Here is a 19,446-nt window from a genome sequence, read left to right as displayed (position 1 = left end):
GCGGCCTGGCGGCGGGCGCTGCAGCTTGCCCGCGGCTGCTCGATGCAAAGCTTCATCTCGCGATGAGCCTGCGCCGGCGCGGTGCCGTGACGGAGGCGCCCTCGAGCGCGCCTATCGCGAGATGTGGGCAATCAAGGCCCGCGGCGAAGCCCCACGCCAAATCGAGATCGCGGGCTGACGGCTAGCGGCTAAGCGTTCCCCTCCACCCGTGCGGCCAAGGCGGCGCCAAGGAAGTCGTCGATGTCGCCATCGAGGACGGACTGGGTGGCACTGGTCTCGACGTTGGTGCGCAGGTCCTTCACCATCTGATAGGGTTGCAGCACGTAGGAGCGGATCTGGTGGCCCCAGCCGATATCGGTCTTGGACGCCTCGGTCGCTTCCGCCTCGGCCTCGCGCTTCTGGAGTTCCAGCTCGTAGAGCCGCGCCTTCAGCATTTCGTAGGCGGCCGCGCGGTTGCGATGCTGCGAGCGGTCGCTCTGGCACTGAACGACGATGCCGGTCGGCAGATGGGTGATGCGGATCGCGCTGTCGGTCTTGTTGACGTGCTGGCCGCCGGCGCCGGAGGCGCGGAAAGTGTCGACGCGCAGGTCCTTCTCCTGGTACTCGACCTCGATCGTCTCGTCGACGACCGGATAGACCCAGACCGAGGAGAAGCTGGTGTGCCGCCGCGCCTGGCTGTCATAGGGCGAGATGCGGACCAGGCGGTGAACGCCGCTCTCCGTCTTCAGCCAGCCATAGGCGTTGGGGCCGCTGACCTTGATGGTGGCGGACTTCAGCCCGGCCTCCTCGCCGGGGCTCTCCTCGAGCCATTCGACCTTATAGCCATGCTGCTCGGCCCAGCGGATATACATGCGCAGCAGCATCTCGGCCCAATCCTGCGCCTCGGTGCCGCCGGCACCGGCATGCACCTCGAGATAGCAGTCATTGAGGTCCGCCTCGCCCGAGAGCAGGCTCTCGAGCTCGCGCTTGGCCGCGCGCTCCTTCACCTCCTTGAGCTGGGCCTCCGCCTCGGCGACGGCCGCCGCGTCGTCCTCGGCCTCGCCTAGCTCGATCAGGGTCAGCGCGTCATCCAGCCCGCGCTCGAGGTCGCGATAGCCCTCGAGCGCGTTCGCCAGATGCGTGCGCTCGCGCATCAGCTTCTGCGCCTCGGCAGCGTTGTCCCAAAGCTTCGGATTCTCGGCGAGAGCGTTCAGCTCCTCGAGCCGGCGATTGGCAGTATCCCAGTCAAAGATGCCTCCTCAGCAGCGCCAGGGAAGATCGAATCTCCTCGGCGACCGCTTCAACGTCCGCGCGCATGCGCACTCTCCTTCTCGCGATGAATCAGCAGCTATTTAGTATCTGCCCATGATTTTTCACGCCCGCCATGCCCGGGTTCGAACCCGCCGATGACGGCTGGAAGCGGCATCCCTTACCAGAAAAATTCGGGATCGTTCCAGATCAAAACGTCAGTAAAGGCCGCCGAGGCCTGACGGCACCGTGCTCCCCGTTCCGATGGCTCCTCCCGGGACTCCGGCGCCGTACCCGTCGATGACGACGCTTTGCCCGGTCGGCTCGGTGCCCGGCTTGAATGCCTCGAGGATCACCTTGTCCGAGCCGGGGCCGGCGCGCTGACCGGTGACGGCATCAACCCGGACCAGCCGGATGTCCGGCGGGATGCGGAACGGGATCGCGGGCTTGCCCTTGAGCGCCGCAGCCATGAAATCACGGAAGATCGGCGCGGCAACGCTGGCCCCCTGCTCGTGGGGCCCAAGGCTGTGAGGATTATCGAAGCCGGCATAGACCCCGACCGCAAGGTCCGGCGCGAAGCCGATGAACCAGGCGTCGCGGCTTTCGTTCGTGGTGCCGGTCTTGCCGGCGAGCGGCTTGCCGACGCTCGAAACGCGAATGCCGGTGCCGCGCTCGACCACGCCCTCCAGCATCGAGACCATCTGATAGGCGCTGCCCGCATCGATGACCTGTTCGCGGATATCGGGAATCTGGGGCACCGGCTGGCCGGCCCACGCCACCGCCTGGCAGCCTTCGCAGGGCCGTGCGTCGTTCCGGAACACGGTCTGCCCGCGGCGATCCTGCACCCGGTCGATCAGCGCCGGCTCGATGCGCTTGCCGCCATTGACGATCATCGCGTAACCGGTCGTCAACCGGAGCAACGTCGTCTCGCTGGCACCGAGCGCCATCGCGAGCCTCGGCTTCCTGTTGCTGATCACGCCGAAGCGCGCCGCCATTTCGGCGACCTTGTCTATGCCCACCGCCTGCGCCAGCCGGACGGTCATCAGGTTGCGCGATTTCTCAATCCCCAGGCGCATGGTGCTAGGGCCGTAGAACACGTTCGAGTAATTCTCCGGCTTCCATTTCGGCAGGCCGGGGCCCTGGTCGATAACGATAGGAGCATCGAGAATGATCGTCGACGGCGTGTAGCCGTTTTCGAGCGCGGCGAGATAGACGAACGGCTTGAAAGCCGAGCCCGGCTGCCGCATCGCCTGTGTCGCGCGGTTGAATTCGCTGGTCGCGTAGCTCCAGCCGCCGCTCATCGCCAGCACCCGTCCGGTATGCGGGTCGAGCGCGACGATTGCGCCGCCGATGGCCGGAATCTGCCGCAACCCGAAGCTGCCCTCCGGATAGGACTGCCCCTCGCCATTCTCCGCGACAGCCTCGACCGCGACCACATCGCCGACCGCCAGAACGTCGCCGGTGGCCCGCACGGCTCCACCGACCAGCTGCCCTTCCAGCCATGGCCGCGCCCATTCCAACTCGGCCAGCGGGATCCACCCTTCGGTGCCGTCCATCAGCCCGATCCGGGCGCCGTCCGCCTCGACCGCGAGCACGGCGGCAATCTGCCAGCCGAACAGCCCTGCCGGCCGCTCCAACGCCTCCAGCTCCCCGATCCAGTCGACGCCCGGCTCGATGCGGGCGATCGGTCCGCGCCAGCCATGACGGCGGTCATAGGCCTCGAGCCCCGCGCGCAATGTCCGCTCGGCAATCGCCTGAAGGCGCGGATCAAGTGTCGTACGCACCGACAGCCCGCCGCCATAGAGCTGGTCCTCGCCGAACTGCGCCAAGAGCTCGCGCCGCACCTCCTCGGCGAAGTAATCGGCCTGGACGGCATCGGCTTCACCCTCCTCGCGAGCGATGAGTGGTTCGGCCTGCGCCGCCGCCGCCTCTTCCGGCGTGATATGGCCATCCTCGGTCATCCGCCCGATCACCCAGTTCCGACGGGCCGTTGCCGCCTGCAGATCGTGGATCGGATGATAGTTGTTCGGCGCCTTCGGAAGCGCCCCGAGATAAGCCGCCTCGGCAATCGTCAACTCGTCCAGCGACTTGTCGAAATAGTTCAGCGCCGCGGCCGCGATACCATAGGAACCACCGCCGAGATAGATCTCGTTCAGGTAGAGTTCGAGAATGCGGTCCTTGCTGTAGGTCTGCTCTATGCGGAAAGCCAGGATGGCTTCCTTCAGCTTGCGCTCGATCGAAACCTCGCTCGAGAGCAGGAAGTTCTTGGCAACCTGCTGGGTGATCGTCGAGGCGCCGACCGGGCGCCGGTCCGTCCCCAGATTGGCGATATTGGTGACGATGGCGCGAAGAACGCCGGGCAGATCGACGCCGGGGTGGCTGTAGAACGTCTTGTCCTCGGCCGCAAGAAAGGCGTTGATCACCCGCTTCGGAATCGCCTCGATCGGAACGAAGGCCCGCTTCTCGACGGCGAGCTCGGCTAGCAGCCGGCCATCGCCGGCATGGATGCGCGTGACCACCGGCGGCTCGTAAGCGGCGAGACTCCTGTAGTCCGGCAGATCGACCGCGTAATAGCTCACGACCGCATAGGCAGCCGCGAGCCCCGCGATGGCGAGTGCCAGCGCCACGCCGCAAATTGTCGCAAATACCTTCAGCAAGTCGCGGTTCCTTTGGCTGCCGGGCCGGCAGCGGCTGTCCTGGAAAGATCATGCAGCATGATAGTCTCCGGAAGAGATGGCGCTTTTATGACCGCCGCAAGGTTTCCTGCCACGCGAAAAAGCTGTCAATCGACCGCAGCAGCGCCTCGCACAGCTTGGCCCGATGATCCGCCGAGCGCAACAAGGCTTCGTCCTTGGGGTTGGAAAGATAGCCGGTTTCCACCAGAACGGACGCGATGTCCGGCGCCTTCAGGACCGCGAACCCGGCGAACCGGTGCGTGTTGCGCAGCAACCGGACGTCGCGCCCCAGCTCGTCGATCAGCATGGCGGCAAAATGCGCCGATAGATTCTTCGTCTCACGCTGCGCGAGGTCGATCAGGATGTTGGTAACGATATTGTTCTCGGCGGAAAGATCAACGCCGGCGATCAGATCCGCCTTGTTCTCCTTCGCCGCCAGCGCTGCCGCCTCGGCATCGGAAGCCGTCTCGGACAGGGTATAGACCGACGCGCCGCGTGGCTCGCTGCTCTCGTGGGAATCGGCATGCAGGGACACGAACAGATCACCGTGCGCCGCGCGGGCGATGGCGATGCGGTCGCGCAGCCTGATGAAAATGTCCGTGTCGCGGGTCAGCACGACCTTGTATCGGCCGGTCTCCTCAAGCTGCCGCCGCAGTTCCTTGGCCATGGCCAAGGTGATGCTCTTCTCCGTGGTTCCCCGGGTCCCGATCGCCCCCGGATCGACGCCGCCATGGCCGGCATCGATAACGATCACCGGCTTGGTGCTGGGAGGGCTTTGCATCGGCTTCGGTGGCGGCGGGACGAAGGTCGATGTGAGGCTGGCCATCATCGGCGTCGAGATCAGCGGAGCGCCCTGGGACTGCCGAATGAATTCCGACTCCGGGACCGATTCCAGATCGATCACGAGCCGGGTCGGCGTCGAGCCCTTGCCCGGCAGCAGATCGACGAGCTTGATCCCTACCGGCCCCTTCGCATCGAGCACGAGGCGCGAGGTGCCGACCGCGAACAGCCCGTAGCGCAGGGCCGCGACGAGGCCGCGCCCCTCCGGCGGATTTCCGGCTGAAAGCTGCCAATCCACCTCCGTCATGTCGATGACGACCCGGTAGGGGTCAGGCAGCGTGAAGATCCGGTACTCGGGCGCCTCCGAGAGATCGAGCACGACTCGCGTCTTATCGGGATGAAGGCCGAGCCTCACATTGATGACTGCCGGCTTGGCCGCCCCCACGATGGGTACCAGCAGCAGGATGAGGAGGGCTGCCCAGAACCGGCGAATACCGAACATTCCGTCTGATCTCTGCTCCACAACCGCCCGATATATCATCGAAAATGCGTTTGGGGGCAATGCAAAAATTCAACCCGGCGCGCGGCCAGGCCGGTTGCGGCCGCCAACAAAGGCTGGAAAACGGCCAGAGAACAGGCCCGGCACGGCGGCTCCCCCAGGGACTCACACGGGGAATTCACAAGGTTATTGTCGAATCACTACGCAATGGTTATTTTCCGTTCATCCGACCCCGTGTTGTCGGCCGCCCCGGCATCCGCGTCGGGATGGCGATGAGCGGCCTTCCGCCCCGCAGCCTGACCGAATTCGGCAGCCGGTGCGTCAGAGGCCAGCGACTTCGCGACATGGCGAGGCGGATTGTGTTCCGAAGCCCTTTCTGGCGGTCGCGCTCGGCGTGTCCGCCCCAGGGTCCCGGTCCTGGCGCTCCGCAGCATCTTGTCGGCGCGCCGTTTGACAGGTTGGACATGAGGCAGACCTGGTTCCTACTCAATAGTTTCGCGCCGCCGCCGCCGGTATCGGCAGGCCGTGCCGGGCGCGAATTGGAGCAGCACGATAATGGCAAAACGCATGCTGGTCGACGCTACCCACCCGGAAGAGACTCGGGTCGTGGTGGTGTCGGGCAAGAGACTGGAAGAATTTGATTTCGAGACGACAAGCAAGAAACAGCTCAAAGGAAACATCTATCTCGCCAAGGTAACCCGGGTCGAGCCGTCGCTTCAGGCGGCCTTCGTCGACTACGGCGGCAATCGCCACGGTTTCCTCGCTTTCAACGAGATTCATCCGGATTACTACCGCATTCCGGTCGCGGATCGCGAGGCGTTGCTGGCCGAACAGGCCGCGCTGGGTGATGCCGAGGATGTCGAGGACGAGGAAGACGACGATTCAGCGGACGCCCGGCCGGAAGGCGCCGAAAGCGAAGCCCGCAGCGACGGGGAACCGGAGGCGGAGAACGGGGCGGCAAGAAGCATGGCCGCCGATGCCGCTGCGGATCGAATTGCCGGCAACCCCGAGGATCTGACCGACGATGAGCCTGGGGAGGCTCCTGAGGAAACCCCTGAGGCTATTCCCGGGGATATCGCCGGAGAGGCGACCGGCGGCCTGGCAGGCACCTGGCCCACTGAACCGGACGGGTTTTCGGCCGCGGCCGAGGAGACCGCCGGAGAAGCTGGCGAAGCGGCCGAGGCTGCGGACGACACCGACGAGGCGGGCAGCGACGACCCCGCCCCTCGCCGCTCCACCGCCCCGTCCAGATCGCTCGAAACCGTCGGCGGCGACGAGATCGAGGACGCCGTCGAGCCGCGCCGGCCGCGTAACAGCCGCCGCTACAAGATCCAGGAGGTGATCAAGCGCCGGCAGATCATGCTGGTGCAGGTGACCAAGGAGGAACGCGGCAACAAGGGCGCGGCCTTGACGACCTATCTGTCGCTCGCTGGCCGCTACTGCGTCCTCATGCCCAACACCGACCGCGGCGGCGGCGTCTCGCGCAAGATCACCAACGCCGCCGATCGCAAGCGCCTCAAGTCGATCATCGAGGAACTCGATATACCGGAAGGCATGGCGGTGATCGTCCGGACCGCCGGGAGCGAGCGCAGCAAGGCGGAGATCCGCCGCGACTACGAGTATCTCCTGCGCCTGTGGGACGAGATCCGCGAGCTGACGCTGAAATCGACGGCGCCGGCGCTGATCTATGAAGAGGCCAATCTGATCAAACGATCGATCCGCGACCTCTACAGCCGCGACACCGAGGACATTCTCGTCGAGGGCGAGGACGGCTACAAGGCGGCCAAGGCGTTCATGCGCACCCTGACGCCGAGCCACGCCAAGCGGGTTCAGCTCTACAAGGACCCGACCACGCCCCTGTTCCATCGCTATCAGGTGGAGGGTCAGCTCGACGCCATCCACAACCCGGTCGTCCAGCTCAAATCGGGCGGCTATATCGTCATCAATCCGACCGAGGCGCTGGTCGCGATCGACGTCAATTCGGGTCGATCGACGCGTGAGCGCAACATCGAGGAGACGGCGCTCAGGACCAATCTGGAGGCGGCCGAAGAGGTTGCGCGCCAGCTGCGCCTGCGCGATCTGGCGGGACTGATCGTCATCGACTTCATCGACATGGAGGAGGCGCGCCACAATTCCGCGGTCGAGCGCCGGCTGAAAGAGGCCATGCGCAACGACCGCGCGCGGATCCAGTTGGGGCATATCAGCCCCTTCGGCCTTCTTGAGCTGTCACGCCAGCGGCTGCGCCCCAGCCTGGTCGAAGCGAGCACCGAGATATGCCCGCGCTGTCGCGGCGTCGGCCATATCCGCTCGACCGAATCGACCGCCCTTCACGTTCTCCGCTCGATCGAGGAGGAAGGCATCCGCAATCGCAGCGCGGCGATCACCGTGCAGGTGCCGACAGCGGTCGCGCTCTACGTGCTCAATCAGAAGCGCAGGGCGCTGGCCGAGGTGGAGATGCGTCATAATCTGCGCGTGTTCCTGTCCGGCGACGATACGCTGATCCCGCCCGACTTCCGAATCGAGCGCATGCGCGCGCTGACGCCCGAAAGCGAGGCCATGCATCCCGTGAGCCACGTCAGCGCTCCGCTGATCGAGGATGAGCCGGACGAAGCCGACGAGGAAGCCGTCGAGGCGACGTCGGAGGCCGCCGAGCATGGCGAGCAACCCAGCGTCCGGCGCCGCTCGCGCCGCCGCCGGCGGCGGCGGGACGACGACGGCGCAGCGGTCGAGGCCGGCGAATCGCCCCGACAGGACGAAGCGGCCGAACTGCGCGTCGGCGATGCCGAGCAGGCGGCGATCGAGCAGACCGACGGCAACCTGGGCACCGCGGACGCAGATGAGGCCGGCGAAGGCGCGACCGAGGAGGGCGGCCGGCGCCGGCGGCGTGGCCGCCGCGGCGGTCGGCGGCGTTCGCGGCGCGGCGAGACCGCAACAGCGGCCGAATCAACGCCCGACGAGTCCACGTCCGACGAGCCAACGCCCGAAACAGAGCCGGCGGGTCTGGAGATGCAGCCGTCCGAACCGGAGTCGGCAGGCTTCGAGACCCAAGGGGAAACCCAAGGAGAGGTTCAGGAGGCTGAACCGGAGGCACTTCCGGCCGATATCGAGCAACCGATCGCCGAGACGCCTGTCGAGCCGTCGCAAGACGATATGGCTGCACCACATTCCTATGCGGAAGATGAGCCGGAGCCCGAACTCCAGACCCCCGAACTCCAGACCCCGGAAGCAGATACTCCAAGGGCAAGAGAGCCCGAGCATGAGGCCGAAAGCGAGTTCGAGCAGGAACGGCCCGGCACGACCACGCCGTCCTGGCTGGACGAGACCATCGAACCTTTGGCGGCGGCTGGCCCAGAGGAGCAGGAACAAGAGCAGGAGCAACAACCTGCCGACGACGAAACCTCTGACGAGCAAGAGCGGGGCTCTCCGGAGCCCGTGGCAGCGCTGTCTTACATTCCCCTGCCCTCCGCTCACGATCGGATCGAGGCGAGCGGCGAACCCGGGGCACACCGGGAGCAGCCGTCCGACGAGAACACGCCGTCGACGGGATCGCGTCGACGTGGCTGGTGGAGGCGATAGGCAGACGAGCTGTGGCCGGGAGAACTGCGAAGGTCAGCGCCGCCAAGCGATCAGGCGGCGCGCGGCCTCGCTGATGTCCTCGGCCGACCCGGCGAACGAGAACCGCAGGTAGCGGTGCCCGCGCTCCGGATCGAAGTCGCTACCCGGCGTCGTCGCGACGCCGGTTTCCGCGAGCATCCGGCGGCAGAAGGACTCGCTGTCGTTCGTCAGTTGCGTGACGTCCGCGAAGATGTAGAAGGCTCCGTCGACCGGCGCCAGCCGGTCGAAGCCGGCTTTCGGCAGCTCCGTGAGAAGCCGCGCCCGGTTGTCGGCATAGCGACGAACGTTTGCCTCCAGCTCGTCGCGACAGCCGAAGACCGCCATCGCGCCGTGCTGCGGCAGGGTCGGCGGCGAGATGAACAAGTTCTGAGCCAGGCTTTCGACCGGCCGCAGCAGCGACTGCGGCAGAATGGCCCAACCGAGCCGCCAGCCGGTCATCGCGAAATATTTCGAGAAGCTGTTGACGATCAGCGCCTCGTCAGTGAGCGACGCTGCCGTTATCGGCGTCTGACCGTAGGTGATGCCGTGATAGATCTCGTCGGAGACGAGGCGGATGCCGTGCCGATTGCAATAGGCGACGAGCCGTTCGAGCGCGTCGCCATCCAGCATCGTCCCAGCCGGATTGGAGGGGCTTGCCACGATCAGCCCGTCGATCCGGCCATCGATCGCATCGAGCAGGTCGGGAGTCGGCTGAAACCGCGTTTCGGGGCCGGCCGGCAGCTCGACCGGCGTGATGCCGAGCGCCATCAGGATGTTGCGGTAGGCAGGATAGCCGGGGCTCGCCAAGGCTACCCGATCGCCGGCGTCGAACGCGGCCAAGAACCCGAGCAGGAACGCGCCGGACGAGCCGGTGGTCACGGCGATCCGCGCCGGATCGACCTCGAGGCCGTAGCTTTCCTCGTAATGCCGGGCGATCCGCTGACGGAGCGCCGGCATGCCCAGCGCTTCGGTGTAGCCGAGGGCGTCACGGTCGAGGGCGCGCTTCGCCGCCTCGACAACGGCGGCCGGGGCCCCGGTGCTCGGCTGCCCGATCTCCAGATGGATGACATCCTCTCCGGCCGCCGAGCGTTCATTGGCGGCCCGCAGCACCTCGAGGGCGATGAATGGTGGGATCGATCCGCGCTTGGCGGCTTTCAGGACCATAGTATCCCTCGGGGCATCTCTCGAAGCCTTGCTCGGCTGTTCAACTGCACATTATTCGGCAAGAATCGTTGCCAAGCCGTTGGCGCGCGGATCCGATTGCGCCTGGCAGGTCTCCGGCCGTGTGGGAAGCCCGCCGGGGCACCAGATGGCGTTGACGCGGCCGAGGATCCCCGCCTCGCGCACGCTGTGGTTCCGCCGCCTGAGGGCCGACAGCGTCTCGTCGCTCTCGCCGGCCTCGTGAAAGACGATGTCGGGGAATCCGTTATGATGCAGGCGCTTGGCCTCGATCGCGGCTTCCAGAGGCTGATCCTCGACGGCGACGCGCAAGAACAGGTTGGCCATCGCGGTCGAAGCGGTCGGTCCGCCCGACGCGCCGGCGGCATAGAAGAGACGGCCGGTTTGCGCATTGGCCATGATTGCCGGCCCCAGCGCGATGGAGCCCGGCCGCTCGCTGGGCGCCGGAGCCAGAATGATGCCCGTGCCGGGCGCCATCCGTCCGCTGCCGAAGAGATCGTTCATGGTCACGTTGCAGGCGACGGCGCCACCGTCCTTGTCGACCACGACGAAACCGGTCGCCCATGGATTCTCGGGCGGGCTCCCCTTCCCTTGCTGTGCGCCGGCGGTCGCCGCATCGGCCTCGTAGCCTTGCATCAGCGCCTCGGCCCGCTCTACCGAAACAGGGGTGGCGGCAGCCTCGTCGATGCCGCCGTCGGGGGCCATCCAGCGGTCGCGGTCGATGAAAGCTCGGGCCGACGCTTCGGCGAAGAGATGGGCGCGCTCTTCAGCGGGCACCTCGTTGATCTCGCGGCCCCGGGTCAGCATCAGCACGAGCGCCGCGGTCACGGCGCCGCCGGCCGCAGGCGGCGGCGCGACATGCAGGAGATGGTCGTCGAACGCGACCCGCACGGTGTCGCGGAACTCGGGCACGGCACCGCGCAGCGCCTCAAGAGGCAAGGGCGCCCCGATCGACTGCGCCGCCTCGGACAGGCGCAAGGCAAGCTGATCTGTGTAGAATGCCCCGGCCCCCTTCAATCGGATCTGCGCGAGAACGGCGGCCAGTTCGACCTGCCGGAACCTGTCGCCCTCGGTGATCAGGCTTCCATTGGGTCCTGTGAAGATGCGGCGGACCTCCGAATCGTGGAGCAGCTTGTCGCCCGCCGTCGCCACTTCGCGCGCCAAGGCGCGGCTCACCGGTGTGCCGAACCGCGCCAGATTTTCGGCCGGAGAGAGAAGCTGCTCCCAGCGCAGCCGCCCGTAGCGGGCATGGAGCGCCGCCATCCCCCGAACATTGCCCGGCAGGGCGACGGAGCCGCCATAGGTCGAGCTATTCGGGGCCGGGCGCGGCAGGAAGTCGAGCGCGACGGTCTGCCCTCCCTCCGGCTGCACGTCCGTCGGGTCGTGGATCAGGCAAACCCCTCCGCCGCCGAGACCCGCCGTCGACGGCAGGGTGACCGAAAGCGCGAAATAGAGCGCGACGGCGGCGTCGGCGGCGGTGCCGCCGGCGCTCAGCGTGTCGCGAGCGATCAGGACTGCCCGCGGCTCATCGGCGGCGATCGCCCCCGCGAACCCCTCGACGCTGCCGATGGCTCCCGGCGGAGGCGCGGATTCACAGCCGGCCAGCAAGACCATACCCAGCGAAGCGCCGAGAAGCAGCCTCGCCAGCGGCTTCCCCGGCGGATTCCCCTGGGCCTTCCCCTGGGCCTTCCGTTGACACCACCTGCTGCCAGCCCCAAGTTGTGACGGGGCAAACAGGATTCGTGTATTGAGCAAGCGCCTTACCTCCGTTGCCGTCTTCTTCTCGCTCGCCCTTGCCCTGCTGGCGCCGACGACCGCGACAGCGCAGCAGATCAGCCTGATCCGCGACGCGGAGATCGAAGCTACCATCCGGTCATATGCCACGCCACTGTTCACGGCGGCCGGCCTCGACCCGGAGGCGGTTCGCGTTCATATCGTCAATGACGACACGCTGAACGCCTTCGTCGCCGGCGGCATGAACCTGTTCCTCAATACCGGATTGCTGATGCGTAGCGAAAGCGCCAATCAAGTCATCGGCGTGATCGCCCATGAGACCGGGCACATAGCGGGCGGCCACCTCGCCCGCACGCAAGAGGCGCTGCGCGCCGCCACGGCGGAAGCGATCATTGCCTATGTCCTGGGCATCGGCGCCGCCATCGCAACCGGCGACGGCGCGGCCGGCGCGGCCGTGATCGGTGGCGGGCAGTCGATGGCGCAGCGGTCGCTGCTGAAATACACCCGCACGCAGGAATCGGCGGCCGACCATGCCGCCGTCGCCTATCTCGACGCGACGGGCCAGTCTTCGCGCGGCATGCTGGAATTCTTTGAGATTCTCGGCGCGCAGGATCTGCTGCTGTCGGGCAACCAGGACCCCTATCTCCGCACCCATCCGCTGACCTCGGAGCGTGTCGAGTTCGTGCGACGGCACCTCGATATCTCGCAATATACCGATACTCCCCCGTCGCCCGAGTTCGTGAAAAGCCACGCGCGCATGCGGGCCAAGCTCATCGGCTTTCTCGAGCCGCTCGGCCGTGTCCTTCAGCATTATCCGAAGTCGGACGACAGCCTCGAGGCACGGTACGCACGTGCCATCGCCTTTTATCGGGACGCGCGGCTGAACGAAGCGCTGCCGCTGATCGACGGCCTTATCGCCGAGTATCCGCAGGATCCGTATTTTCAGGAGTTGAAAGGCCAGATCCTTTATGAAAACGGCCGCACGGCAGAGGCGCTGCCCTATTACAAAGCTGCAGTCGCCCTGCAGCCCCACTCGCCGATGTTGCGGCTGGGGCTGGCCCGCGTGCAGCTCGACCTCGAGGATTCGGCCTTCATCAAATCGGCGATCGGGAATCTGGAAGAGGTCGTGCGCGCCGAGCCGCGAAACCCCGGCGCCTGGCGCTTTCTAAGCATCGGCTATGGCCGTGACGGTCAATTGTCGATGGCGGCGCTCTCCCTCGCCGAGGCGGCCCTGTCCCGCGGCGACAAGAGCGAGGCGCAAGTTCAGGCGGATCGCGCCCTGCGTCAGCTTCCGGAAGGGTCGTCCGCCTGGATCCGGGCACAGGACATCCTGGACCAAGCGTCACGCCCCAGAAGCTGACCCCGCCCCCGACAAGGCCACCAACCATACAATTCTTCGTACTCTGGAACTTGGCGGCCTTGTGCCGTTGTGCCGTCCCGGAGCATCGGCGAATATAAGGCTGCGGCGGACCACGCCGCGGCAGAAGACGAGGATGTGACCGACATGCCAAAGGCCCGCTTTCGTTCGCTCGCCGCCAGCGTCTGTGCCGGACTGGCGCTGATGCTGTCGACGCCGGCGGCGGCCGACGAGACGATGACCGAGGCGGAAACCGAAGCGATCGAGCGCGTGGTCCGCGGCTATCTGCTGGAGCACCCGGAGATCATCATCGAGGCGCTTCAGGTGCTCGAGACGCGCAACAGGCAGCAGGCCATCGATGCCCTGCTGGCGGACAAAGCGGCACCGGTCGCCGGCAATCCGGAGGGGCCGCTCACGGTCGTCGAGTTCTTCGATTATCAGTGCCCCTACTGCAAGACCATCGCGGCCGACATGATCGAGACCCTGGAAGCCGAGGGCGACGTCCGCATCGTCTTCAAGGAGTTTCCGATCCTGGGGCAGGCGTCGGAGTACGCGGCCAAAGCCGCGCTGGCGGCGCACCGGCAGGGCAAATATCTCGAATTTCACCAGGCGCTGATGGCGGCAAGGGGCAAGCTCAACGAACGGATGGTGATCGAGGAGGCCCGGCGGGTCGGCCTCGATGTGGAGCGTCTCCAAGCAGATATGGACTCGCCGGAGATCGCCGCCGCCCTGGAGCGGAACCACGAGCTCGCCACGGCCCTGCAGGTGAACGGCACACCTGCTTTCGTGGTTGGCAAAACGGTCGTTCCCGGACAAGCCAACATGATAAATCTGATCCAGCAATTGCTCGAGGCCGAACGCAGCAGTTAGAAGGCGGAACCCGCGACGCGCCGTGGCGTCCACCCGAAACTCCCCGTAACCTCAGCCACGAGGCAGGACAGGGAGAACGACCATGGACCGTCGCAACCGATCGGCAGTCCTCACCGGCAGCTCGCGCGGCATCGGCAAGGCGATCGTCGTCGAAGCCGACGCCGCCAAATGAGGCCCGGGTGATCGCCCATGCCGTTGCACGCCCCGCCGGCCGTGCTATAACCCTCGCGGACTGGTGAAGTGAGAGGGGCGCGGGTTGCCCAAAGCACCGACGATTCTGATCGTGAACGGCCCGAACCTGAACATGCTCGGGTCGCGCGATCCCGCTTTGTACGGCCGGGACAGCCTGGCGGACATCGAGAAGGCTTGCCGCCGGCGCGCGGGCGAAATCGGGCTCGCCGTCGATTTTCGGCAATCGAACCACGAGGGCGAGATCGTCACCTGGATTCAGGAGGCGCGCGGCCGCGCCGCGGGGCTCATCATCAATGCGGGTGCCTACAGCCACAGCTCGATCGCCATCCTCGATGCGCTGCAGCTTGCGGACTTTCCCGTGATCGAGGTGCACCTTTCCAACATCTTCCGGCGCGAGTCCTATCGACGGCATTCCTATGTCAGCGAGGCCGCGCGCGGCATCATCTGCGGGCTGGGCAGTCTCGGCTACCGGCTTGCGCTTGATGCCATGGCGCAATTTCTGAAAACCGAGAAAGAGGTCTGATGCCGAAATTCGACGTGGACGAGAGCCTGGTCCGCAAGCTGGCGGGGCTACTCGAGGAGACTGGTCTCAACGAGATCGAGTATGAAATCAGCGATCAGCGCATCCGCGTGACTCGTGGCGGCGCCACGATGATCGCTGCGGCACAGGCCGCACCGATGGCACAAGCGCCCGCGATGGCTGGCGCAGCGCCGGCCGCGGCCCCGTCCGATGCGCCGCCGGCAGGCGCCGTCCTGTCGCCGATGGTGGGCACCGTCTATGTGAGCCCGGAGCCGGGCGCGCCGCCCTATGTCAAGGTCGGGGATCAGGTTGCCGAGGGACAGACGCTGCTGATCGTCGAGGCGATGAAGGTGATGAACCCGATCCCGGCGCCGCGAGCGGGCAAGGTCGAGCAGATCCTTGTCAGCGACGCCCAGCCGGTCGAGTACGGCGACGTGCTTTTGGTCGTGCAGTAGACCGGCCGGGCCTCACATCATGTTCGAGAAAGTCCTCATCGCGAACCGTGGCGAGATCGCGCTGCGGATCCATCGCGCCTGCCGCGAGATGGGCATCCGCACTGTCGCCGTCCATTCGACCGCCGATGCCGACGCCATGCATGTGCGGCTCGCCGACGAGAGCGTCTGCATCGGTCCGCCGCCGTCACGCCAAAGCTACCTCAACATGCCGGCGATCCTGTCGGCCGCGACGATCGCGGGTGCCGACGCGATCCATCCCGGCATCGGCTTCCTGTCCGAGAACGCCCAGTTCGCGGCGATGGTCGAGGAGCACGGCTTTACTTTCATCGGCCCGTCGCCGGAGCACATCACGCTGATGGGCGACAAGGTCGCGGCCAAGGACGCGGCCCGCTCGCTCAACATTCCGGTCGTGCCCGGCTCTGACGGCGCCATCGACAACGACGTGGAGGCGATGCGGGTTGCCGAGGAGATCGGCTTTCCGGTCCTGGTGAAGGCGGCAGCCGGTGGCGGCGGCAAGGGAATGAAGGTCGCCGAGTCGAGCAACGATTTGGTCCAGGCGTTGAGCCTTGCCCGGGCGGAAGCCAAGGCGAATTTCGGCAATGACGCCGTCTATCTCGAAAAATACCTCTCCCATCCGCGTCACATCGAAATCCAGATTCTCGCGGACAGCCACGGCAACGTGATCCATCTCGGCGAGCGCGACTGCTCGCTGCAGCGGCGCCATCAGAAGCTCCTGGAAGAGGCCCCCTCGCCCGCCCTCAACGCCAGCCAGAGAACGGCCATCGGCGAGACGGCGACGGCGGCGATGCGCCGCTTCGGCTATCGCGGCGCCGGCACGCTGGAGTTCCTGTTCCAGGACGGCGAGTTCTATTTCATCGAGATGAACACGCGGCTTCAGGTGGAGCATCCGGTCTCGGAGATGATTACCGGAATCGACCTCGTACGCGAGCAGATCCGGGTCGCGGCCGGTGCGCCGCTCAGCCTCGCGCAAGACGATGTCACCTTCAACGGCCATGCCATCGAGTGCCGGATCAACGCCGAAAGCTCGGAGACTTTCCTGCCGTCGCCGGGCCTCGTGACGGACTATCATGCGCCCGGCGGATTGGGCGTCCGCGTCGATTCCGCGCTCTATGCCGGCTACCGCGTGCCGTCGCACTACGATAGCCTGATCGCGAAGCTGATCGTTTCCGGATCGAGCCGAAACGAGTGCCTAATGCGCCTGCGCCGTGCTCTGGAGGAGTTCTTCATCGGCGGGATCGAGACGAGCATTCCGCTCCACCGTCGGCTGATCGCCGCCCCGGACTTCATCAACGGAGACTACGATATTCGTTGGTTAGAGAAGTTCGTCGCATCCAAGGAGTGACAGGAAGGCAACAACATCGGGGCGGCTCATGCCCGCGCTGACGCCCCAGATGCTCCTGCGGGCCTATGCTCTCGGGGTGTTCCCGATGGCAGAAAGCCGGCATGATCCGGAAGTCTATTGGATCGATCCGGAAGACCGGGGAATTCTGCCGCTCGAGCGCCTTCACGTCCCGCGCCGGCTCCGCCGGACGCTGCGCCGGGGGCTATTCGAGGTGCGTTGCGACACCGCCTTCCGAGAGGTGATCATGGGCTGTGCGGAGCCAGCATCCGACCGGCCGGACACCTGGATCAACGATGAGATCCTGCGCCTCAATACCGAGCTGTTCGAGATGGGCTATGCCCACACCGTCGAATGCTGGCGCGACGGACGGCTGGTCGGCGGGCTCTACGGCATCGCGATCGGCGGTGCGTTCTTCGGCGAGAGCATGTTCAGCCGCGAGCCGGACGCCAGCAAGGTGGCGCTCGTCCATCTGGCAATCCGCCTGCGGCTCGGAGCCTTTCAGCTCCTCGATACGCAGTTCGTCACCCACCACCTGCAGCGCTTTGGTGCGATCGAGATCACGCGCGCCGAATATCGCCAGCGCCTCGTTCGCGCCATCGCGGCGCCGGCCCGCTTCTACTCGGAGATTTCGGCGTCCGACGTCGACGCGTTCTTGCAGTCGATGACCCAGAGATCATAGACCGGATGCTCAAGAGCCGAGAGCGCCGGGCTCGAGGCGAACATCCAGCCGGTGAATCGCTCCGTCGGCTCCTCGTCCGGCTTGACCTCGACGATCTCCAGGAATGCGGCGCTCTCCGGCGTCTCCTCCGGCGGCCGCTTGTCGCAATGGCGGGCGGTGATCTGAAGCGTGCCGAACTGTACGGTGCTGTTGATCGGTGCCTCGATCGTCGACACGCGGGCCGTGATCTTGTCGAGGGCCTGCAGAACGGCGATCTGCATCGGCGACGCCGATGTGCCCGAGGCCAGGAGTGCGGCGACGGGGATCAGCGTTGCTAGGAAGAGGATTGAACGCACGTCAGAGCTACTTCCGGTAGGGATTATGGAGGGACTCGACGAGGCCCTGCAGCACGGCCCGCAGCTGCGCTTCATCGCATCCCATAAGGATCGCATCCTCGAAGGCATCCTGGGCCATCTGCTGAATCTCGGCGAGGTTCTCGTTCAACACCTTGATCTTCTCGACGCAGGAGACGGGGCTTCCATCCGGCTGCCGCCAGGTCGGAGGGCTGAAGGGTTCTGTCATAGGAATGCCAACAGGTCTGAACCGCCCGAGAGAGTTGGGGTGCGAAACGGGTCTGGACAGCATAGCGCTCTTTAGGCGTCCCGCAACCCGGCCCGGCCAGGGCCGGACTCGGGGGCAGGCTTCCAGGCAGCAAACCGAAGACGGACATAATCGGCCGTCCAATTGCCGCTCCCGTCGGACAGGATCGGACGCAGGCTCTCGGCCACCTCGGCGATGAAGTCCGCCCGATCTTCCGGCGCGATCCGCCGAACGAAGCTCTCGGCGAAGGTTTCCAGCCAGCCGGCAATCTCCCCCGGCAGCGGCGTCGGCCGCGGGATCAGGGCTATGCTGGAAACCCGAAAGCCCTGCGCCCGCAGCAAGGCACCATAGGCCTCGGGCGTCGGAAAATACCACGGGACGGCGGCCGCCCCGTCGAGTCCGCGGCGGTCGAGCGCGGACACAAGGGCAGCGGTGATCCGCGCCACATTGCCGTGGCCGCCCATCTCGCCGACGAAGCGCCCGCCGTGGCGCAGCGCCCGCCACACGCCGTCGATCACGGCCGCGGGCCGCCGCATCCAATGCAGGGCCGCGTTGGAAAAGACGGCATCGAATTCGTCGCTGAAGCGTAGCGCCTCGCCGTCCGCGACCCGGGCATCGAGACCGGTCGCCCGCGCGGCCGCGATCTGCTCCGTGCTGCTGTCGATCCCGACGACCTCGACCCCGAGATCGGCGAGGCGCCGGGTGAGCCGGCCGTCGCCGCAGCCGAGATCGAGAATACGCTCGCCGGCGCATGGCGCCAGAAGCTCGAGCGCCGGGCCGCCTAGGTCGGCGACGAAACCGGCGTTGCGGACATAGCGATTCGGGTCCCAGTGCTGGCCGCGGACGCCTGCCGCCGAGCCGCCCGGTGAAGCCGTCATCGCTATTCCGCCTTCTCCTGGTCACCGGCGCTGAAGATGAAGCGGCCGATGAGATCGGTCAGATTGACCGCGTCCTGGGTGTAGCGGATCTCGCCGCCGGGCTCGATCATCGTGACCTCTGCCCCGGGCTCCAGCGCCACATAATTGCCGCCGAGCAGACCGTCGCTCTGGATCTTCGCGGTCGTGTCCAGCGGCAGCTTGATCGAGTCGGAGATCCCCATATGGATGACCGCGAGATAGGTTTCGGGATCGAGTTCCTGATCGATGACGCTGCCGATCTTGATGCCGCTCATCCGCACGTCGCTGCCTTCGGCGAGGCCGTCGACCCGATTGAACTTCGCACTGATCTCATAGCCCCCGACCCGCCGCACGTCGCTGGCGGTATAGGCGAAAACGACGAAAGTCGCGGCGACCAAGAGCACAAGGCCACCCATGATCGTTTCGATGACGCTCCGCTTCATCAACTCCCCCCAGGGTTGGGCGATGCGACCGGATGGGGCCTAGGAGGGCACCCAGGGCTCGTAATCGCCGGTCGCCTTGGCCCGCTGGCCGCCGCGCAATTGGCTGCCGAGCGGCCGGTAGGCCGCCTCGGTTCCGGTCAGGTTGGGGAGATGCTCCTTCTGCCAGGGCCGTTGCGACACCGCGCCCGGCTTCGGCGGATCCTTGACGATCGCATGCAGCCAAGCGTGCCACTCCGGCGGAACCTTCGACGCCTCGGGCTCGCCCTTATAAAGAACCCACCGCCGCTCGCGCTTCCGGCCGGCCGTCCGCTTGTCCCGGTAATAGCGGTTGCCGAACGAATCGGTGCCAACCAACTCGCCCCGCCACCAGGTGAACAACCGGGTTCCTATCGTCATGCCTAAAC

Annotated in this window: 17 protein-coding genes; 7 read left to right on the top strand and 10 right to left on the bottom strand. The window is 66.3% G+C overall.

The genetic code is table 11. The annotated features are described in order from the left end of the window. Nucleotides 1-188: 188 nt before the first annotated feature. The 3 genes from prfB to DT069_RS21180 all read right to left on the bottom strand — a co-directional run bounded on the left by prfB (nucleotide 189) and on the right by DT069_RS21180 (nucleotide 5,184). Nucleotides 189-1,296 (bottom strand): peptide chain release factor 2 gene (gene prfB, locus DT069_RS21190; RefSeq protein WP_119462334.1). Its coding sequence is split into 2 segments (ribosomal slippage): nucleotides 189-1,226 and nucleotides 1,228-1,296, totalling 1,107 coding nucleotides; the frame shifts between segments, so codons are not numbered across the junction. Nucleotides 1,297-1,445: 149 nt separating this feature from the next. Continuing rightward, entirely contained in the window at nucleotides 1,446-3,884 is a 2,439-nt protein-coding gene (locus DT069_RS21185; protein ID WP_425450445.1) for a penicillin-binding protein 1A, read from the bottom strand. 85 nt (nucleotides 3,885-3,969) lie between these two features. Then, nucleotides 3,970-5,184 carry an N-acetylmuramoyl-L-alanine amidase gene (locus DT069_RS21180; protein ID WP_162913339.1) on the bottom strand — a complete coding sequence of 405 codons (1,215 nt, stop codon included), beginning with the start codon at nucleotides 5,182-5,184 and terminating at the stop codon, nucleotides 3,970-3,972. A gap of 552 nt (nucleotides 5,185-5,736) precedes the next feature. Between DT069_RS21180 and DT069_RS21175 the strand changes: the two genes are divergently transcribed. Beyond that, the gene (locus DT069_RS21175) at nucleotides 5,737-8,757 is read left to right on the top strand and encodes a ribonuclease E/G (protein WP_119462332.1); all 3,021 of its coding nucleotides are present in this window, start codon (nucleotides 5,737-5,739) and stop codon (nucleotides 8,755-8,757) included. Between the two features lie 33 nt (nucleotides 8,758-8,790). Here DT069_RS21175 and DT069_RS21170 read toward each other — a convergent pair whose 3' ends face one another. Next, a complete protein-coding gene (locus tag DT069_RS21170; protein ID WP_119462331.1) occupies nucleotides 8,791-9,939 on the bottom strand; it encodes a pyridoxal phosphate-dependent aminotransferase in 1,149 nt (382 codons plus the stop codon). Between the two features lie 51 nt (nucleotides 9,940-9,990). Continuing rightward, nucleotides 9,991-11,568, bottom strand: coding sequence for a gamma-glutamyltransferase (locus DT069_RS21165; RefSeq protein WP_162913338.1), 1,578 nt, complete (start codon nucleotides 11,566-11,568; stop codon nucleotides 9,991-9,993). Between the two features lie 133 nt (nucleotides 11,569-11,701). Here DT069_RS21165 and DT069_RS21160 point away from each other — a divergent pair, with 133 nt between their 5' ends. The 6 genes from DT069_RS21160 to aat all read left to right on the top strand — a co-directional run bounded on the left by DT069_RS21160 (nucleotide 11,702) and on the right by aat (nucleotide 17,124). Next, complete coding sequence (locus DT069_RS21160) at nucleotides 11,702-13,048, top strand: M48 family metalloprotease (RefSeq protein WP_119462329.1); 1,347 nt, start codon at nucleotides 11,702-11,704, stop codon at nucleotides 13,046-13,048. Nucleotides 13,049-13,192: 144 nt separating this feature from the next. Next, on the top strand, nucleotides 13,193-13,915 hold the full coding sequence (locus DT069_RS21155) for a DsbA family protein (RefSeq protein WP_119462372.1): 723 nt from the start codon (nucleotides 13,193-13,195) through the stop codon (nucleotides 13,913-13,915). A gap of 256 nt (nucleotides 13,916-14,171) precedes the next feature. Continuing rightward, on the top strand, nucleotides 14,172-14,630 hold the full coding sequence (aroQ, locus tag DT069_RS21150) for a type II 3-dehydroquinate dehydratase (RefSeq protein WP_119462328.1): 459 nt from the start codon (nucleotides 14,172-14,174) through the stop codon (nucleotides 14,628-14,630). After that, nucleotides 14,630-15,082: an acetyl-CoA carboxylase biotin carboxyl carrier protein gene (accB, locus tag DT069_RS21145; protein ID WP_119462327.1), complete on the top strand. Its 453-nt coding sequence runs from the start codon at nucleotides 14,630-14,632 to the stop codon at nucleotides 15,080-15,082. The genes aroQ and accB overlap by 1 nt, the downstream gene beginning before the upstream one ends. Nucleotides 15,083-15,101: 19 nt before the next feature. Beyond that, nucleotides 15,102-16,445 carry an acetyl-CoA carboxylase biotin carboxylase subunit gene (gene accC / locus DT069_RS21140; protein ID WP_119462326.1) on the top strand — a complete coding sequence of 448 codons (1,344 nt, stop codon included), beginning with the start codon at nucleotides 15,102-15,104 and terminating at the stop codon, nucleotides 16,443-16,445. A gap of 28 nt (nucleotides 16,446-16,473) precedes the next feature. Beyond that, entirely contained in the window at nucleotides 16,474-17,124 is a 651-nt protein-coding gene (aat, locus tag DT069_RS21135; RefSeq protein ID WP_119462325.1) for a leucyl/phenylalanyl-tRNA--protein transferase, read from the top strand. On the opposite strand, the gene DT069_RS21130 is transcribed toward aat, so the two are convergent. The 5 genes from DT069_RS21130 to DT069_RS21110 form a co-directional block, all read right to left on the bottom strand. Then, nucleotides 17,061-17,459, bottom strand: coding sequence for a DUF2155 domain-containing protein (locus tag DT069_RS21130; RefSeq protein WP_425450444.1), 399 nt, complete (start codon nucleotides 17,457-17,459; stop codon nucleotides 17,061-17,063). The genes aat and DT069_RS21130 overlap by 64 nt on opposite strands. A 7-nt stretch (nucleotides 17,460-17,466) precedes the next feature. Next, complete coding sequence (locus DT069_RS21125) at nucleotides 17,467-17,685, bottom strand: hypothetical protein (protein ID WP_119462323.1); 219 nt, start codon at nucleotides 17,683-17,685, stop codon at nucleotides 17,467-17,469. A 71-nt stretch (nucleotides 17,686-17,756) separates the two neighbouring features. Beyond that, a complete protein-coding gene (locus DT069_RS21120) occupies nucleotides 17,757-18,581 on the bottom strand; it encodes a class I SAM-dependent methyltransferase (RefSeq protein WP_119462322.1) in 825 nt (274 codons plus the stop codon). Between the two features lie 2 nt (nucleotides 18,582-18,583). Further along, complete coding sequence (gene mlaD / locus DT069_RS21115; RefSeq protein ID WP_119462321.1) at nucleotides 18,584-19,042, bottom strand: outer membrane lipid asymmetry maintenance protein MlaD; 459 nt, start codon at nucleotides 19,040-19,042, stop codon at nucleotides 18,584-18,586. A 39-nt stretch (nucleotides 19,043-19,081) separates the two neighbouring features. Continuing rightward, a complete protein-coding gene (locus DT069_RS21110; protein ID WP_425450443.1) occupies nucleotides 19,082-19,438 on the bottom strand; it encodes an NADH:ubiquinone oxidoreductase subunit NDUFA12 in 357 nt (118 codons plus the stop codon). Between the last annotated feature and the right edge of the window lie 8 nt (nucleotides 19,439-19,446).

It is taken from the genome of Virgifigura deserti (assembly GCA_003576685.1).
GTDB lineage: Bacteria > Pseudomonadota > Alphaproteobacteria > Dongiales > Dongiaceae > Virgifigura > Virgifigura deserti.
The sequence above is the reverse complement of the archived record's forward strand: the minus strand, read 5'-3'. Positions and strand labels throughout refer to the sequence as shown.

Bases quoted from the DNA above. Each gene is read 5' to 3' on its own strand.
- DT069_RS21180 (WP_162913339.1), bottom strand. From the start codon at position 5,184: ATGTTCGGTATTCGCCGGTTCTGGGCAGCCCTCCTCATCCTGCTGCTG.
- DT069_RS21175 (WP_119462332.1), top strand. From the start codon at position 5,737: ATGGCAAAACGCATGCTGGTCGACGCTACCCACCCGGAAGAGACTCGG.
- DT069_RS21170 (WP_119462331.1), bottom strand. From the start codon at position 9,939: ATGGTCCTGAAAGCCGCCAAGCGCGGATCGATCCCACCATTCATCGCC.
- DT069_RS21165 (WP_162913338.1), bottom strand. From the start codon at position 11,568: ATGGTCTTGCTGGCCGGCTGTGAATCCGCGCCTCCGCCGGGAGCCATC.
- DT069_RS21155 (WP_119462372.1), top strand. From the start codon at position 13,193: ATGCCAAAGGCCCGCTTTCGTTCGCTCGCCGCCAGCGTCTGTGCCGGA.
- accB (WP_119462327.1), top strand. From the start codon at position 14,630: ATGCCGAAATTCGACGTGGACGAGAGCCTGGTCCGCAAGCTGGCGGGG.
- accC (WP_119462326.1), top strand. From the start codon at position 15,102: ATGTTCGAGAAAGTCCTCATCGCGAACCGTGGCGAGATCGCGCTGCGG.
- aat (WP_119462325.1), top strand. From the start codon at position 16,474: ATGCCCGCGCTGACGCCCCAGATGCTCCTGCGGGCCTATGCTCTCGGG.
- DT069_RS21125 (WP_119462323.1), bottom strand. From the start codon at position 17,685: ATGACAGAACCCTTCAGCCCTCCGACCTGGCGGCAGCCGGATGGAAGC.
- DT069_RS21120 (WP_119462322.1), bottom strand. From the start codon at position 18,581: ATGACGGCTTCACCGGGCGGCTCGGCGGCAGGCGTCCGCGGCCAGCAC.
- mlaD (WP_119462321.1), bottom strand. From the start codon at position 19,042: ATGAAGCGGAGCGTCATCGAAACGATCATGGGTGGCCTTGTGCTCTTG.
- DT069_RS21110 (WP_425450443.1), bottom strand. From the start codon at position 19,438: ATGACGATAGGAACCCGGTTGTTCACCTGGTGGCGGGGCGAGTTGGTT.